Below are 15,167 nucleotides of genomic sequence, written 5' to 3'. Positions count from 1 at the left end.
GCACCCAAATGGGGAATGTACCTGAGGCGCTTGGGCACTGAGCGCCTGCCCGGTGATGTCGGGCTGTTTGCGCGATTACGAATGCCGTTGATCACATTTACCGACTGAACTTGCTTGGGGGGATCATGCCAAACGTTTCTAGACTGTATTTCATCACTGCAATTTGCTTTCTGATAGCTGGGATTCTGGTTGGGCTGCAGATGTCGATTGCTCATGACTACGTTGCAGTCGGCGCACACGCGCATATCAATCTTCTCGGCTGGGTGACGATGTCTATCTTCGGCGCGTTTCACGCCCTTAACCCGCGTGGCGCCGGGACACGATTGGCGAAAGTGCAATACTATGTCTACACTGGCGGCGTGATTGTGATGACGCCTGCTCTCTACTTGCTGCTGACCGGAAACCCGTCATTGGAGCCAGTTGTCGCGGTGTCATCTCTGGTTGTCTTCACCGGCGTACTCATGTTCGCCGCGATTATTTTTCGCACTCGCGCAGGCTGATTGAAAGGGGTCTGAAGATGGGCGCCATCGCTTACGGAGCTTGTCGATGTTTTCCTTGATCGCGAATGCACGAGCCAGACTCGACTTCGGGAAATCCACAGACTGAGATTGCAAGCCAGACAACCAGCGTACAGACAGCAGGATCACGGAATGGTCGAAATGGCGGCACTTGAACTTAAGCCGTTGACTGAAGCGACGCGCGCATCGCGCGGTATTGTTTGGCCGTTTCCTCCGGGTCTGGAATGCTTCGTCGCCTGGAAGGTGGCGCTCTCGCGATTGGTTGACTGTGCCATACCGGACGACGCCGACCCGACTTTGTTCGACTTTCACGGCTGCAGTTGGCAGCTTCCCGAGGCCTTCGTGCAGGTCAACGGCGGATCGGCTATGACGATGTCTCGGACACAGCGTGTCATTGACGACAGACCAATCTCTCAAATGTCCCTTTATCTGCTTACAGGCGGAAGCGTTGTGACCGATTACGACGGCCGCAAGCAAACCCATGTTCCAGGCGACATCGTCGCCGTCGACTATTCACTGCCTTACGAATCCTATACTCTCGGCTACGAAGGGATAACGCTTACTTTCGATAGAGCGAGCGCACCGCCCGGGCTTCAAGGCGTCGTCCACGGAATGGTGCTGTCCGCAAACAGCAGCGCCGGCAACCTCCTTGGCACGCAGATTAGGTCGCTTGTGGACCACATCGACGGGCTCAGCGTTGACCAGGCTCAGTCGGCCGTCGACGGCATTTTGCGGTTTGCCGCAACCACCCTTCCAGTCGCCTCGCCGAAAAGGAAGCGAGACAATGTCTCAGTTCTGGATAGTGCCCATCGGCTTGCCAAAAGGAGAATGTCGGATCCAGACTTCGGCCCCGATGAACTGTCGACCGCGCTGGGCGTCTCGCGATCGAAACTGTTTCGTTCGTTTGCCGCCCATGGAGGGGTGCAGCGCTGGCTGCTTGGCGAACGATTGACGGCCAGCCTCCAGGCAATTGTAAGATCCGCGGGCAAACTGAAGATTTCGGTGATCGCCCACCAGCACGGGTTTCGCAGCGAAGCACATTTCAGCCGTGCTTTCCGGAAGCGATATGAGCTGAGCCCAAGCGAGGCTCTTGCCTTGGCCATGCGCTCGCAGGGCGCCACAATATATCTGAACTGGGCGAAGAAGAACGCGAAGACAGAACGCTCGACAACTGAAGCTTGGCTCGCTTCTGCTCGTGCCAGAGATCGGAAGGCGCAGGAAGAGAGCGCCAATCCACCCCAATGACCTCGCATCCAGGCCGGCATGGCTGGTGCTGCCGGCAATTTCGGTTGGCATGTTCGCTGCGGACGAATGGGCGTTGATGGCATCGGCCGCCGTTCGGGGCCACCAAGTCTGCAAACAGTCGTTGACAATGAAGATCGCCCGGCTTTTAATCGAAGCGTGAGTATAAGCGCACTAACCTCTGCTTAGGGAACAGACAGAGGAGATAATTGCTCACTCATTGGGTTTTGCCAATGAGTGGAGCCGCGCTACTCTAGATCAGCAAGTCTCAACTCGTCGGTGAACTCGGGAGAGTTTCCGTGGTCGATCGTTCGGCCTCCGCCAAGCCAAGCTTTGCGGACAGTTCGAAGTGGGTCGCCTCCGGAGGTCGAGGTCCAACGCGCATTGGGCGCGTTTGGACACTGGGAGGAGACATTGCAGAGATTTGTTTGCGGCCTTACGGCCGTCTTATTGGCTATCCTGGCATTCCCGGCTGCGGCGCAGGAACTCACCAAGGTGCGCTTCCTGCACGAATGGCGCTTCGAAGGCCATGTTTCGCCGTTTCTCGTCGCCCTCGACAAGGGTTTCTACAAGGACGAGGGACTGGACGTCACCATCGACCCGGGCACCGGCAGTCTCGACGGCATCAACCGCATTGCCTCGGGCACCTATGACATGGGCCAGATGGACCTCAATGCGCTGATCAAATATCGCGACGGTGCTGGCGCGGTCCCAATTAAGGCGGTGCTGATTACCTACAACACGCCGCCATTCGCTATCCTGACGCTCAAGAAAAACAACATCACCAAGCCAAAGGATCTGGAAGGCAAGATCCTCGGCGCGCCGGCGGCGGACGCCGCCTTTTCGCACTGGCCGATCCTGGCCAAGCTCAACGACATCGACACGTCGAAAGTCAAAATCGAAAATGTCGGCTTTCCGGTGCGCGAAGCGCTGCTTGCCCAGGGCCAGGTCGATGCGGTCACCGCATTTTCCAGCAACAAGCTGGGCGTCAAGGCCGCCGGCGTTCCAGACGACGAGATTGGCATGCTCTTGATGAGCGATTTCGGCCTCGACCTCTATGGCAGTGCGGTCATGGCAAATCCGGACTTTGTTCGCGATCACCCCGATGCCGTCCGAAAATTCGTCAAGGCGACCATCAAGGGGTTCTTCGCTTCCTTCGCCGATCCCGACGCAGCCATTGCCAGCTTGCTCAAATACAATCCGGTGGCCAAGGCCGACATCGAGGTTGAACGCCTCAAGGTGGTCACTGCCCTCAGCTACCTGACTGACGACGTTCGTCAAAATGGGTTCGGCGACGCCGATATGGCACGTCTTGGCCGCTCGATAGATCAACTGGCGACAGCTTTCCCGTTCAAGAACAAGCCCAAGGCCGAGGACGTCTACACCTCGGAATTCCTGCCGTCGAAAGACGAGCGGATGGTTAAGTGAAGCCTCCGCCGGCGCTCGACGCCGGCGGACCCTCATGGTTGCGTGCGCCGAAGCCCACGAGGCGAAGCGCGGTTCAAACTGGACTGGGTGAAGATATGACCGACACGAGCATAGTGCAGGGACGCCAGCCCGCGGGCGTTGCCGGCGCTTCGAAGAAAAATCTGAAGCTGTGGTGGTACGGCGAAAAGCTTGGCGCACCGCTGCTATTCGCACTGGCCCTGCTCATGACTTGGGAAGTGGTCTGCCGTGTTTTCGATGTACCGGAAGTCATTCTCCCCACCGCGTCGGCGACATTTTACGCACTTTGGGAGTTCCGGGCGGTAATCTGGGAAAATGCGCTGGTGACTCTTTGGACGACGCTGGTCGGCTTCATGCTGGCCATCGTCACCGGCTTGGTGCTGGGCGTCGCCGTTGGCTGGCATCGGGCAGTCTATTCGGCGGTGTATCCGATCCTGATCGCCTTCAACTCGATCCCCAAGGTCGCGCTGGTTCCGGTGCTCATCTTGTGGTTCGGGCTTGGCGCTGTTCCCGCCATCCTGACGGCATTCCTGATCTCGTTCTTCCCGATCGTGGTCAATGTGGCGACAGGCCTGGCAACCGTCGAACCGGAACTCGAAGACGTGCTGCGGGCGCTGGGGGCCAACAAGTTCACCGTGATGATCAAGGTCGGCATTCCTCGGTCATTGCCGCACTTCTTCGGCTCGCTGAAGGTCGCGATCACGCTCGCTTTCATTGGCGCGGTCGTTGCCGAAACATCCGGTGCCAGCAGTGGTCTTGGCAAGCTCATGCTCGACGCCCAGGCCGCATTCCAGGTGCCGATCGTCTTTGCCGCGCTGATGGTGCTCTCGGTGCTTGGCATAGTTCTCTATGCCGTCACAGCTCTGATCGAGCAGCGCTACACCGGCTGGGCGCATCGTTCACACAATGGCTGAGAGGCCCAACTCCGACATGGAGCAAGACGACAATGCATAGTGATCAAGATGTTATGGTGCGGCCTGCTCGTGACAAGGCGAGCACCGGTAGAGAAACCAGCCGCGTGCACGCGGCAGTGCCAGGTTTCGTCGATATTTCCGGCGTGGCGCTTTCCTACGGTGGGGGAGGCGGCATCAAGGCTGTCGAGGATTTGACGCTGTCGGTGCGCAAGGGCGAGTTCGCCGCAGTCGTTGGCCCGTCCGGTTGCGGAAAATCGACGCTGATGAAGCTCGCGACCGGGCTGGTCATCCCCCAGCAGGGCAGCATCGCCGTCGATGGAGCGCGGGTCACACGGCCGCTGTCGATCGTTGGCATGGCGTTCCAGAATCCATCATTGCTGCCTTGGCGTACGACCCTCGACAACATCATGTTGCCGCTCGAGATCGTCTCGCCATATCGCGAGCGGCTGAAGAAGCATCGGGACGAATACGTTGCCCGAGCTGAATCGATGCTGGCTCTGGTCGGTCTCAAGGGCTTCGGCTCAAAATTCCCATGGCAGCTTTCGGGTGGCATGCAGCAACGCGCCAATTTGTGTCGGGCGCTGATCCATGAACCAGGCCTGATGATGCTCGACGAGCCGTTCGGTGCGCTCGATGCATTCACCCGCGAGGAGCTTTGGGGCGTGATCCGCGACCTGCATCAGGCCAAGGGTTTCACCGTGATCCTGGTGACCCACGATCTGCGCGAAGCCGTTTATCTTGCCGACCGGGTGTTCGTGATGAGCGCGCGGCCTGGCCGTGTCCTGCTCGAGCGGCAGGTGGACTTCGAGCGGCCGCGGCCGCTCGACCTTACCTATTCGCCGGAGTTCAACGGCATCGTACACGAGCTTCGCGAGACGATCGCGCAGGCGCGTGCCGACGCGCCGCAGATCGGCGCGACGTAACATCTCCCTGCCGGCGTCGTTTGTAGTTTTCGCAGTAGGCGAAAGCAACGGTTCCGGCAGATGGTGCGGTTCTATCCATTTTGGGCGTCGGAAAACATATCCGATGTCAACGATAGTGCCAACTCTCAGTATTAATTGATATTATTTTCTAATATATTTGTTCGATACTTGAAAAAAGACTTTCAATTCGCTTTCCGCTGAGTTAGAAAAAAATCATTGTCAGTAGAAGCAACAAGCCGCGTTTCGGTCGCTAGATACGCGAAAAATCCGGTCGGGAATTGCTGGCAAGCGATCGCGTAGACCGCAGCCCGACGGAGCTTTCTGACCATCGTCTTCAGCAAGTATCGCCGGACTCCGGGCAGCGTCGCTCACGGCTCAGCCGTGTTGCGGAACGACGTCAACTTTGGAGACGACTGATGATTATCGACATTAGCTGCTATCCCACCAAGCTGGTGGACCTGGCGTGGCGGCACGACGGCGAGCCGTTCACGGGTGAGCGCCTCATCAAGATGATGGATGGGCCCTACTACGTAAACGGCAAGCCGCGCCGCATCGACAAGGCCTTTATCCAGCCGCCGCAAGGCAACACCATCTACACCCACGGTCATGGCGACCTGACCGGCAAGGCGGCCATTCGCGACTACATGTCCTACACGGTCGACCTCGTGCAGCGCTATCCCGACCGCTTTCTGGGCTGCTTCGTCTACAATCCCCGCTACGGCACGCAAAACGGCGCCGAGGAGATCGAGCACCACGCCAAGGAATATGGCTTCAAGATGGTGCAGCTGCAGGCCAACATGCACGCGTATCGGCCCGATCGCGCACTCGACTGGCTGCGCCCCGCGATGAAGAAATGCGCCGAGCTCGGGCTGATCGTCAAAGTCCATACTGGCGACGGGCCCTACAGCATACCAACCGAGTTCTATCCGATCATCAGGGAGTTCCCATCGGTCAACTTCATCCTCGGCCATTTCGGCGTCCAGACGGGCGGGGTCTATGTCTTTGAACCGTTCCAGATGGCGATGGATGCACCCAACGTCTATTGCGAATCCGGCTGGTGCCTGCAGTCGCGCATCGTCGAGTTCGCCAAGGAATTGCCCAAGCACAAGATCCTCTTCGGCACCGACACCCCGCCAAACGAACCAGGCATGTGGCTGCGCTTGCTCGAGGTGCTTTGCCACGAGCCGCCGCAAGGGCTGAATCTCGATGAGGATACGCTCGAGGATTATTTCGGCAACAATATCGCCCGGATGATCGGCATCGAGCCGACGCCGCCCCCGCGCAGCATGGAAGAAGCCCAGGCCCGCCTGACGGACACCTATGCCAGCCTTCAGCCGGCATGATGCGGCCCAACGCCTTGTTTCGTGAATTCGGAGACCACAGATGATTATCGACACCCACCTCCACCCGACCAATCTGGTCGACGAGGCCTGGCGCCACACCGGCACGCCGTTCAATGGCGAACGCATGCTGAAGCTGATGGACGGGCCTTATATGATCAATGGCAAGCCGCGCCGCATCGACATGGGCTTCATCCAGCCGCCGCCCGGCAACACCGGTTATCGCGATGGCAATCGCATGGGACGCGACGGCATTCGCGACTACATGGCCTACATCGCCGAGCTATGCCAAAAATACCCCGATCGTTTCATCGGCAACTTCAACTACAACCCCCGCTGGGGACCTGAGAACGGCGCAGCGGAGCTGGAATTCCACGTCAAGGAATATGGCTTCAAGATGCTGAAGCTGCACGCCAACATGCATGGCTACCGGCCCGACCGGGCCCTCGACTGGCTGCGCCCGGCAATGAAGAAATGTGCCGAACTTGGTGTTGTGGTGCTGATCCACACTGGCGACGGGCCCTACACCATTCCGACTATGTTTTACCCGATCATCCGGGAGTTCCCGATGGTCAACTTCATCATCGGTCACTTCGGCATCCAGACCGGCGGCAACTATTCCTTCGAGTCGTTCTGGATGGCGATGGACACCCCCAACGTCTATTGCGAATCCGGCTGGTGCTTCCAGTCGCGTATCGTCGAGTTCGCCAAGGAACTGCCGAAAAGCAAGATCGTTTTCGGCACAGACTCGCCGCCCAATGAACCCGGCATGTGGCTGCGTGAGCTGGAAGTGCTCTGCCATGAGCCGCCGCACGGCATCGGTCTCTCCGAAGATGACCTCGAAGGCTATCTCGGCAACAACATCGCCAAGCTGGTCGGCATCGAACCCACCCCTCCGCCTCGTACCATGGACGAAGCGAAGGCGCGCCTGACTGACACTTATGCCGGTCTCAGGCGCAATACGGGCAGCCAGGCTGTTCCCGCCTGATGCCCTTGGGCGGCGGCTCGTGTCCAAGGGCCGCTGCCCACCCTTTTTTACGTTCGCTCAGCACATGCACGATGGGAAATGTTATGCAGTTTGGCAGCCAGGACGTCCGTCATTTCCTCAGCGAGTACAAGAAGAGCCATCCCGAGGATGTGCTGACGATCGAGGATCGCATCTCGAACGACCAGGACGTAACGGCCTTCATTTGGAAGCTCAACGAACAGGGCAGGGCGCCGCTGCTGCATTTCCGCAAGGTCGATGGCATAGACACCGAAGTCGTAGGCAACATCTTCGGCTCGCGCGAGCGTATCGCGCGCATGTTCGACACGACGCAGGACCGTCTGCACGAAGCCTATCAGGCGCGATCACGCCGGGCCTTGCCGCCGCGCCTGGTCGAAAGCGGGCCGGTCACCGAATGGGTGCAGGAAAACGATATCGATCTCGATAGGTTGCCGATGCTGAAGCATTTCGCGACCGATCGGGCGAAGTACATCACCAGCGGCATCATCATTGCCGAGCATCCCGAAACCGGTGCCGGCAATCTCAGCTACCACCGCGCCATGGTCCACTCGAAGAATGAGCTGGCGACCAGCCTGCACTCTCGTGGACACCTCTGGCGCCTGCTCAACATGGCCAAAGATCGCGGCGAACCGCTGAAGGTCGCCATGGTCATCGGCGCGCATCCGCTGTTCATGATCGCGGCATCGGCGCGGCTCGCTTTCGGTGATGACGAACGCGACATCGCCGGAGGTCTGCTCGGCGAACCGCTGGATGTGGTGCGGACGCCAAAATACGGCATTCGCGTGCCTGCCTATGCCGAATTCGTGCTGGAAGGCATCATCGAGCCCGAGGCACATGTCGCCGAAGGGCCATTCGGCGAGTTTACCGGCTACTCGTCTGACAGGTCGACCAACAATCTGTTCCGAGTCGAAACCTTCATGCGCCGCAAGGATGCGATGCTGATAAGCGTCGCCGGCGGCAACTCGTCCGAGCACCTCAATTTAGGGCGCGTGCCGCGCGAAGCCGAAATGGTCGAGAAGCTGAAGCAGCGTTTTCCGAGCGTTACGGCCGTGCACTATCCGGCCTCAGGCACGCATTTCCATGCCTATGTCGCGCTCAACCAGACGCGACCCGGCGAGGCCCGCCAGATCATGCTCGGGCTGCTCGGCTGGGACGCCTATCTCAAGACTGTGATTGCAGTCGACGCTGATGTCGACATCACGCGCGACTCGGAAGTGCTTTGGGCGCTGTCTGCCCATTTCCAGCCGCATCGCGATGTGGTCATCATCGAAGGCTTGCCAGGCAACGCGCTGGACCCATCAGCGTCCGGCGTCGGCACCACGTCGCGCATGGGGTTGGACGCGACACGTGGCCCCGATTTTCACGGCGTCTTGGCAAAGATAGGCGACGAGGCATTTGCGCGGGCTTCTGAGATTCTCGGCAGGATCGATCGTTAGGGGCAGAAACGCGGAGGAAAAGCCGATGTACAGGGACAGCGCGACACGCAAGCGACTGATCATCGGCATCAGCGGTGCTTCCGGTGTCATCTATGGCATTCGATTGCTGGAAGTCCTGCGTGAACTCGATGTCGAAACCCACCTTGTCGTTTCGCGCGCAGCCCAAATCACGCTTGCCATGGAAACTGACTACAAGCTTGCCGACGTTGAGAAGCTGGCGACCGTCGTTCATTCCAACAAGGACGTCGGTGCGGCCTGTTCCAGTGGATCGTTCAGGACAATGGGCATGATCGTGGCGCCTTGTTCAGTCAAGACGCTGTCGGAGATCGCGACGGGGGTAACCTCTTCGCTGCTGGCGCGTGCTGCCGACGTCACGCTCAAGGAGCGCCGGCGCCTGGTTTTGATGCTGCGCGAGACGCCGCTGCATCTCGGTCACATCCGCTCGATGGCCCAGGTGACGGAAGCCGGCGCCATCATCTGTCCGCCGGTTCCAGCATTCTACACGCGTCCGCAGACGCTCGACGATATGGTCAATCATACCGTCGGGCGCGTGCTCGACCTGTTCGACATCGATGCGGGACTGGCCCATCGCTGGACCGGCCGGCGTGCCGACGACGCTCTGGAGCCACCGGCTTCGCTGCTGCCGCAATAACCTCCGACAACTTCACCGCACAAAAGAAAACGAGGCTGGCATGAGCCAGCCTCGCAGGGATCGCCGACGCTGGTCAGGCGAGGCAGGTGCGCAAACCCGCTTCGAGTTCCGCGCGGTTCAGTTTGCGGCCGATGAACACCAGCTTGCTGTAAGCCTTGTCCTTGCCCCAGACATGGTCGGGCCGAAAATCAATCAGCTTGTGCACTGCCTGAAGAACGAAGAAACGTTGATCGCCCTTGATTTCGAGAATGCCCTTGGTCCGGAAAATATCGTCGCCTCGGGCTTCCAGGAGATCAGACAGGAATTCCGTCAGGCGATCGTGGTCGAACGGCTCGTCGAACACGAAGGACTCAGAGCTGACCGTTGCATCATGCGTGTGATCGTGGTGGTGATGATGATCCAGATTGAGCAACTGGGCGCGTTCCGCGAGGTAAGACGGCGCAAAACCGCTGATGCCCAGGATATTCGAAAGCTCCACCTTTCCGTAGCTTGAACGCACAATCTCAGCGGTCTGGTTGAGTTTGCCCATGTTGCGTTCGAGCGTCTCGATGTCATCCACGGAGACGAGGTCGATCTTGTTGATGACGATACGATCGGCGGCGACGATCTGATCCACTGCCTGATTGCTGCGCCCATCAAGGATCGGATCATTAACATGTTGACCGATATGCTTGGCATCCACGAGCGTGACGATGCCATCGAGCTTCACATGCTTGCCGATCTCCTGATCAACGAAAAAGGCGGTAGCGACCGGCGTTGGATCAGCAAGGCCGCTGGTCTCGACCAGGATGTGGTCGAACTTGTCCTTGCGCGCGAGCAGCTTCTGCAGGATTTGGATGAGGTCGTTGCGCACGTCGACGAAGCAGCAGATGCAGCCGTTCTGCATCTGGTAGATCTCCTCCTCCGAAGCGAGCACCAGATCGGAGTCGACATCGACTTCACCGAACTCATTTTCGATCACGGCGATGCGGTGGCCGTGTCGTTCGGTGAGAATGTGGTTCAGCAGGGTGGTTTTGCCCGCCCCCAGGAAGCCTGTGAGGATCGTGACCGGGATCTTGCCGTCGTGGATTTGGTTGGTCTGCATCACTGCCTCGTTTCGCTGTTTTTTGCCTTGAGTGCGTTCAGCACCTGCTCGGGCGTTATCGGGTAGTGGCGGAAGCGGACGCCGATGGCGTCGTAGATAGCGTTGGCGATGGCCGGTCCAATCGCGATGATGGGATCTTCGCCAATGCCCTTGGCGCCGTAGGGACCACCTGGATCCGGCGCCGTTTCCAAGATGATGGTGCGGATAGGGGGCATGTCCATCGACAGGGGCATCTTGTAGTCGACGAAGCTCGGGTTGAGCGAGCGGCCGTTGGTGAGGTCAATGACATAGTCCTCGCTCAGCGTGTGCCCGATGCCTTGCTGGATACCGCCTTCGATCTGGCCGGCGGCCGCAATGGGGTGGATGACCTTGCCGATTTCATGCACCGGAACGACCTGGAGGACGGTGACTTCGCCGGTCTCGGTGTCGACATCCACTTCGGTAAAATGCGCGCCGAAGGAATAAGACTTCGTCGGCATGTAGGTTCCGACGCCAACCAGCTGGATGGCAGGCATGCCGCGCCGCGGCCCGACGGCTTCCGCCAGGCTGACGCTGCGGTTCGAGCCGCTCGTCGACACGATGATACCGTCGCGGATCGTCAATTCGGCCGGCGTTGTTTCAAGTAGCGGAGCAGCGTGATTGAGGATCTGGTCGCGCACCTCCGCTGCCGCCATCTGCGCCGCCCGTCCGCCCATATAGGTCGTGTGGCTGGCGAAGGCGCCGATGTCCCAAGGGACGATATCGGTGTCGCCCTGGACGACAGAGACAGTCTCGAACGGCACGCCGAGTTCTTCGGCAACGATTTGCGACAGCGCCGTGTGCGCGCCCGTGCCGAGGCCGGCAGTACCGGTTATGAGCGTCACAGTGCCGTCCTCGTTCATCTTGACGATGGCATTGCCCTGCTCCTTGATGCCGGGATAGGCGCTCGAGCCGTGCATCTCGCAGCCGATGCCAAAGCCACGCCGCTTGACGCCCGTCGACTTGCTGCGCTTGCGCAGATTGCTCCAGTCGGTTTCTTCCATGACACGGCGGATGCAGTCCTCGAGCCCATGTCCGACGATGGGATGGCCCGATGGGGCGATGTCGCCTTCGCGTACCGCATTCATCAACTTGAATTCGGCTGGATCGAAGCCGAGCTTTTCCGCCGCCTCGTCAATCATCAGGTCTAGGGCGTAGTAAGTCTGCACCACGCCATAGCCACGAAACGCCCCAGCAATCGGCGTGTTGGTGTAAATGCAGCGGCCTTCGAGGCGGATGTTTTCGCAACGGTAGAGCGAGGTCAAAGCCGCTGTGCCGACATTGGTTACACCCGGACCGTGCGAGCCATAGGCGCCCGAATTGAAGGTGATCTTGGCCTCACGCGCAACGATGCGGCCGTCCTTGGTGAAGCCCTGCTTCAGCCGGATCTTGCCGGGATGGCGCGAACGGCCGCCAAGAAACGTTTCCTTGCGCGTGAATTCCATGCGCACCGGTCGGCCGGTTTCCTTGGCGAGCAGCGCGCAGAGGAACTCGTGCTGGAACAGGTCCTGTTTGGCGCCGAAACCGCCGCCCATATGCTCGACCAGCACGCGAACCTTGTTGAGTGGTACGCCGAGAACCTCTGCCAGCGTGCCGCGCACCATGAACGCACTCTGGGTTGAGGTCCACATAGTCAGCTTGCCGTTGCCGTCCCACTGGCTGACGCAGACGTTGGGCTCCATATAGGCCGGCGTTGGCCGACCGAGATCATACTCTCGCTCGAGGATCAGGTCGGCCTCGGCGAAGCCCTTGTCGACGTCGCCGCGATTGACTGTCACCGTCGGCAGGACATTGTTGTTGTCCAGCCCATTGTCGTGGATTGCGGGCGCGCCTGTCTTCATTGCGTCTTCGATGGTGAAGGCCGTCGGTAGCGGCTCGTACTCGACTTCAATTAGCTCGACGGCGCGCTCGGCGATCTCTTCGGAGATTGCGACCACGGCGGCGACGCCTTCGCCCCAGTAGCGAACCTTGTCTTCCAGTATGTACTGGTCCTTCGTCACCGAGGCCGAGCGCGGGTGTGGCGAACCCGAGTGCAGAACGTGTGGCACGTTCTGGTGGGTGAGCACCGCCTTCACGCCCTTCAGCGCCAGCGCCTTGCTGGTATCGATGCTCTTGATCCTGGCATGGGCAATGTTGCTGCGCTTCATCTTGGCGTGCAGCATGCCTGGCAATGCTACGTCGCCGGCGTATCGCGCCGTACCCGTGACCTTTTCCAGCGTGTCGGAGCGCTTGACGCTCTTGCCGACAACGGAGAAGTCGCGCGTGCCATTGTCGGGAATGATGCGTTCGTGAGAATTCATAGCGTCTTCGCCTTTCTCAACTCGTCGGCGGTGGCCTTGATGGCGTCGATGATCTTTGTGTAGCCGGTGCAGCGGCAGATGTTTCCGGCGATGGCGAAGCGGATCTCGTCCTCGTTCGGGTTGGGGTTTTCGTCGAGCAGGGCCTTGGCCATCATGATGATGCCGGGCGTGCAGAAGCCGCATTGAGCGCCGCCGAACTCCATGAATTTCTCCTGCAGGAGATGAGGGCGGTCATAGGCCAGCTGCAGGCCCTCGATGGTATCAATCGTTGAGCCTTCAGCCTCGACCCCGAGGATCAGGCAGGCGTTGACCGGCTTGCCATCCATGACAATCGTGCAGGCGCCGCAGTCGCCAACGTCACAGCCCTTCTTGGTGCCGGTCAGTCCGCCCTCATTGCGCAGCGCATCGAGCAGCGTGATGTTGGGCGCAATAGCGAGTTCCTGCGCCTCTCCGTTGATGATCATCGATACCAGCTGGTTCATTGAATGCCTCCCATGGCGTAGCCGATCGCTCGGCGCGTCAGCACGCCGACCATGTCGTGGCGGTAGGCAGCGCTTGCCCGCACATTGCCGATAGGGGTGGATTCGAGCATTGCGCTTTCGGCTGCCTCGGCGAGCAGCGCATCGTCGATTGTACGCCCGCGCAACAGCGCTTCGGTCTTTCGCGCCCGGATGGCAGTCGGGGCTACGGCGCCGAGCGCGATGCGGATATCCGAACATCTGTCGCCGTCATGTTCGAGGCTGACGGCAACGCTCACGGTTGCGAGTTCCATCGCCTTGCGACGACCATGCTTGATGTAGGCCTTTCCGCTGGTAGCCTGCGGTGCAGGCACGGTTATCCCGGTCACTATATCGCCTGGGACAAGCACCGTTCGTCCAGGGCCGGTAAAGAACTCTTCCAGAAGGATGCTGCGCTCGCCAGTCGTGTTGAAGACCGTAAGGCTTGCGCCGTCGGCAATGAGTGGTGGGATGGTGTCGGCAGAGGGCGAAGCCCGGCAGATGTTGCCGACCACGGTTGCCCTGTTGCGGACCTGGACCGAACCAAGCAGGCTCACAGCCTTTGCCAGGTTAGGATAGTTCTGGATGACGACGGGCGAGGTTTCGATCTCGCGGACGCTGACCAGGGCACCGAAGCGCAAGCCCGCCTGTGGGTCTAAGCAGAAATCCCTGAGGTCGGGAATCTTCTTTATGTTCACCACATGCAGGGCAGTGCGAAGGTTCTCCTTGAGCTCGACGAGGAGGTCGGTGCCGCCAGCGATGATGCTGGCGTCCTTGCCGAGTTGCGCTAGCAGCGCGCTTGCCTCCGCAAGGCTCGCCGGCTCGTGGTAGTCGAAGCGTTTCATTCAATTTCCTCCCTTGTGTCGGCCGATTTTCCCCCTCGCCAACCGCGATTGGGGTCAATCGAAATCCAGTCTGGCGCCCTCGCTGCCAGTTGGGCCGGTTCTCTCACCGGCCCCGTTGTCTTGATGGATTTGCTGCATCGCCGCCTCCCGGTCGGCGCCGAGCTCGCTTTCCAGCGCGCGCAGATGGGCGGTGTTCAACCGAGCCGCTTCTTCGCCGTTGCCCATGGCAATCGCCTCGACGATCTCGGCGTGAGCGTGGTTGCCGCAGAAGCGCTGCTTGGTGTCGGGCCTCGACCAGGACAGTAGCGGCTGCCGGTTGATCAGGTCGCGTATGACCCCGGTGAGGACATCGTTGCCGGCGAGTTCGGCGAGCATCACGTGGAAACGCCGTGACAGATGCCGGCCGTCTTCGATCCTGTTGGCACCGTAGGCTTGACGCTCCTCGTCGACGAAGGCGCGCAGCCGCGCGAGAGCGTCCTCAGTGATGTTTTCGGCCAATGTCTTGACCGTCGATACTTCGATGACGACACGCGCGTCGAAAATCTGGCGGGCTTCGTCGGGTGAGCACATCGCAATCGTTGCACCCTTGTTGGGGCTGAGTTCCACCAGGCCGGCATGGGCTAGGCGCACGAGGCCGTTGCGGATCGCCGACCTGCTGGCGCCGGAGGCGATGCCAAGTTCACGCTCGATCAGCCGCGCGCCCGGGGCGATCCGGTGGCTGAGAACTGCCTCGACGATGACCTCGACGACCCGCTGCTCCGCCTCCGGGCCGCTCATCGCTGCCCCGGCCGTCGGGCGAGCACTGTTGGTCACTGGAAGGAAGGGGGATACGGCCATTTTCGGACTCCAAGGATCAATTGTTAACAATCTATTCTTGGAATATTGATTGTCAACAAAATCATGCTTTGTAATACATGCAAGATAACACCTTACGGCACATAGTGTT

General features: G+C 59.9%; 14 protein-coding genes. 9 read left to right on the top strand and 5 right to left on the bottom strand.

The genetic code is table 11. The annotated features are described in order from the left end of the window. Positions 1 to 125: 125 nt before the first annotated feature. From AC1DLV_RS03790 to AC1DLV_RS03750, 9 genes are all read left to right on the top strand, one after another. On the top strand, positions 126 to 500 hold the full coding sequence (locus tag AC1DLV_RS03790) for a hypothetical protein (protein ID WP_476798238.1): 375 nt from the start codon (positions 126 to 128) through the stop codon (positions 498 to 500). Between the two features lie 150 nt (positions 501 to 650). Further along, entirely contained in the window at positions 651 to 1,763 is a 1,113-nt protein-coding gene (locus AC1DLV_RS03785; RefSeq protein WP_476798237.1) for a helix-turn-helix domain-containing protein, read from the top strand. Positions 1,764 to 2,174: 411 nt separating this feature from the next. Beyond that, positions 2,175 to 3,188: an ABC transporter substrate-binding protein gene (locus AC1DLV_RS03780; RefSeq protein WP_476798236.1), complete on the top strand. Its 1,014-nt coding sequence runs from the start codon at positions 2,175 to 2,177 to the stop codon at positions 3,186 to 3,188. Between the two features lie 95 nt (positions 3,189 to 3,283). Then, positions 3,284 to 4,120, top strand: coding sequence for an ABC transporter permease (locus tag AC1DLV_RS03775; protein WP_476798235.1), 837 nt, complete (start codon positions 3,284 to 3,286; stop codon positions 4,118 to 4,120). A gap of 116 nt (positions 4,121 to 4,236) precedes the next feature. Further along, positions 4,237 to 5,043 carry an ABC transporter ATP-binding protein gene (locus AC1DLV_RS03770; protein WP_476798515.1) on the top strand — a complete coding sequence of 269 codons (807 nt, stop codon included), beginning with the start codon at positions 4,237 to 4,239 and terminating at the stop codon, positions 5,041 to 5,043. 416 nt (positions 5,044 to 5,459) lie between these two features. Beyond that, positions 5,460 to 6,386: an amidohydrolase family protein gene (locus AC1DLV_RS03765; RefSeq protein WP_476798234.1), complete on the top strand. Its 927-nt coding sequence runs from the start codon at positions 5,460 to 5,462 to the stop codon at positions 6,384 to 6,386. A 40-nt stretch (positions 6,387 to 6,426) separates the two neighbouring features. Next, entirely contained in the window at positions 6,427 to 7,371 is a 945-nt protein-coding gene (locus tag AC1DLV_RS03760; RefSeq protein ID WP_476798233.1) for an amidohydrolase family protein, read from the top strand. An 83-nt stretch (positions 7,372 to 7,454) separates the two neighbouring features. Continuing rightward, the gene (locus AC1DLV_RS03755; RefSeq protein ID WP_476798232.1) at positions 7,455 to 8,825 is read left to right on the top strand and encodes a UbiD family decarboxylase; all 1,371 of its coding nucleotides are present in this window, start codon (positions 7,455 to 7,457) and stop codon (positions 8,823 to 8,825) included. A gap of 25 nt (positions 8,826 to 8,850) precedes the next feature. Beyond that, a complete protein-coding gene (locus tag AC1DLV_RS03750) occupies positions 8,851 to 9,477 on the top strand; it encodes a UbiX family flavin prenyltransferase (RefSeq protein WP_476798231.1) in 627 nt (208 codons plus the stop codon). Between the two features lie 73 nt (positions 9,478 to 9,550). Here the strand turns inward: AC1DLV_RS03750 and AC1DLV_RS03745 are convergent, their stop codons facing one another. From AC1DLV_RS03745 to AC1DLV_RS03725, 5 genes are read right to left on the bottom strand one after another with little or no spacing between them, the layout of a single operon-like run. Beyond that, positions 9,551 to 10,561 carry a CobW family GTP-binding protein gene (locus AC1DLV_RS03745; RefSeq protein WP_476798230.1) on the bottom strand — a complete coding sequence of 337 codons (1,011 nt, stop codon included), beginning with the start codon at positions 10,559 to 10,561 and terminating at the stop codon, positions 9,551 to 9,553. Further along, positions 10,561 to 12,879 carry a xanthine dehydrogenase family protein molybdopterin-binding subunit gene (locus AC1DLV_RS03740; protein ID WP_476798229.1) on the bottom strand — a complete coding sequence of 773 codons (2,319 nt, stop codon included), beginning with the start codon at positions 12,877 to 12,879 and terminating at the stop codon, positions 10,561 to 10,563. Before AC1DLV_RS03740 ends, AC1DLV_RS03745 begins: the two co-directional genes overlap by 1 nt. After that, a complete protein-coding gene (locus tag AC1DLV_RS03735; protein ID WP_476798228.1) occupies positions 12,876 to 13,361 on the bottom strand; it encodes a (2Fe-2S)-binding protein in 486 nt (161 codons plus the stop codon). Before AC1DLV_RS03735 ends, AC1DLV_RS03740 begins: the two co-directional genes overlap by 4 nt. Then, positions 13,358 to 14,221 (bottom strand): FAD binding domain-containing protein, encoded by an 864-nt coding sequence (locus AC1DLV_RS03730; RefSeq protein WP_476798227.1) that lies wholly within the window; start codon positions 14,219 to 14,221, stop codon positions 13,358 to 13,360. Before AC1DLV_RS03730 ends, AC1DLV_RS03735 begins: the two co-directional genes overlap by 4 nt. A gap of 54 nt (positions 14,222 to 14,275) precedes the next feature. Continuing rightward, positions 14,276 to 15,058, bottom strand: a complete 783-nt coding sequence (locus AC1DLV_RS03725; RefSeq protein WP_476798226.1) for a GntR family transcriptional regulator — start codon at positions 15,056 to 15,058, stop codon at positions 14,276 to 14,278. Positions 15,059 to 15,167 lie beyond the last annotated feature (109 nt).

The organism is Aminobacter sp. 01T433, assembly GCF_056398585.1.
This window is presented reverse-complemented; position numbering and strand designations above follow the sequence as displayed.

Excerpts from the sequence above, each read along its gene's own strand:
- AC1DLV_RS03790 (WP_476798238.1), top strand. The coding sequence starts at position 126 with ATGCCAAACGTTTCTAGACTGTATTTCATCACTGCAATTTGCTTTCTG.
- AC1DLV_RS03785 (WP_476798237.1), top strand. The coding sequence starts at position 651 with ATGGTCGAAATGGCGGCACTTGAACTTAAGCCGTTGACTGAAGCGACG.
- AC1DLV_RS03775 (WP_476798235.1), top strand. The coding sequence starts at position 3,284 with ATGACCGACACGAGCATAGTGCAGGGACGCCAGCCCGCGGGCGTTGCC.
- AC1DLV_RS03765 (WP_476798234.1), top strand. The coding sequence starts at position 5,460 with ATGATTATCGACATTAGCTGCTATCCCACCAAGCTGGTGGACCTGGCG.
- AC1DLV_RS03760 (WP_476798233.1), top strand. The coding sequence starts at position 6,427 with ATGATTATCGACACCCACCTCCACCCGACCAATCTGGTCGACGAGGCC.
- AC1DLV_RS03755 (WP_476798232.1), top strand. The coding sequence starts at position 7,455 with ATGCAGTTTGGCAGCCAGGACGTCCGTCATTTCCTCAGCGAGTACAAG.
- AC1DLV_RS03750 (WP_476798231.1), top strand. The coding sequence starts at position 8,851 with ATGTACAGGGACAGCGCGACACGCAAGCGACTGATCATCGGCATCAGC.
- AC1DLV_RS03745 (WP_476798230.1), bottom strand. The coding sequence starts at position 10,561 with ATGCAGACCAACCAAATCCACGACGGCAAGATCCCGGTCACGATCCTC.
- AC1DLV_RS03740 (WP_476798229.1), bottom strand. The coding sequence starts at position 12,879 with ATGAATTCTCACGAACGCATCATTCCCGACAATGGCACGCGCGACTTC.
- AC1DLV_RS03735 (WP_476798228.1), bottom strand. The coding sequence starts at position 13,361 with ATGAACCAGCTGGTATCGATGATCATCAACGGAGAGGCGCAGGAACTC.
- AC1DLV_RS03730 (WP_476798227.1), bottom strand. The coding sequence starts at position 14,221 with ATGAAACGCTTCGACTACCACGAGCCGGCGAGCCTTGCGGAGGCAAGC.
- AC1DLV_RS03725 (WP_476798226.1), bottom strand. The coding sequence starts at position 15,058 with ATGGCCGTATCCCCCTTCCTTCCAGTGACCAACAGTGCTCGCCCGACG.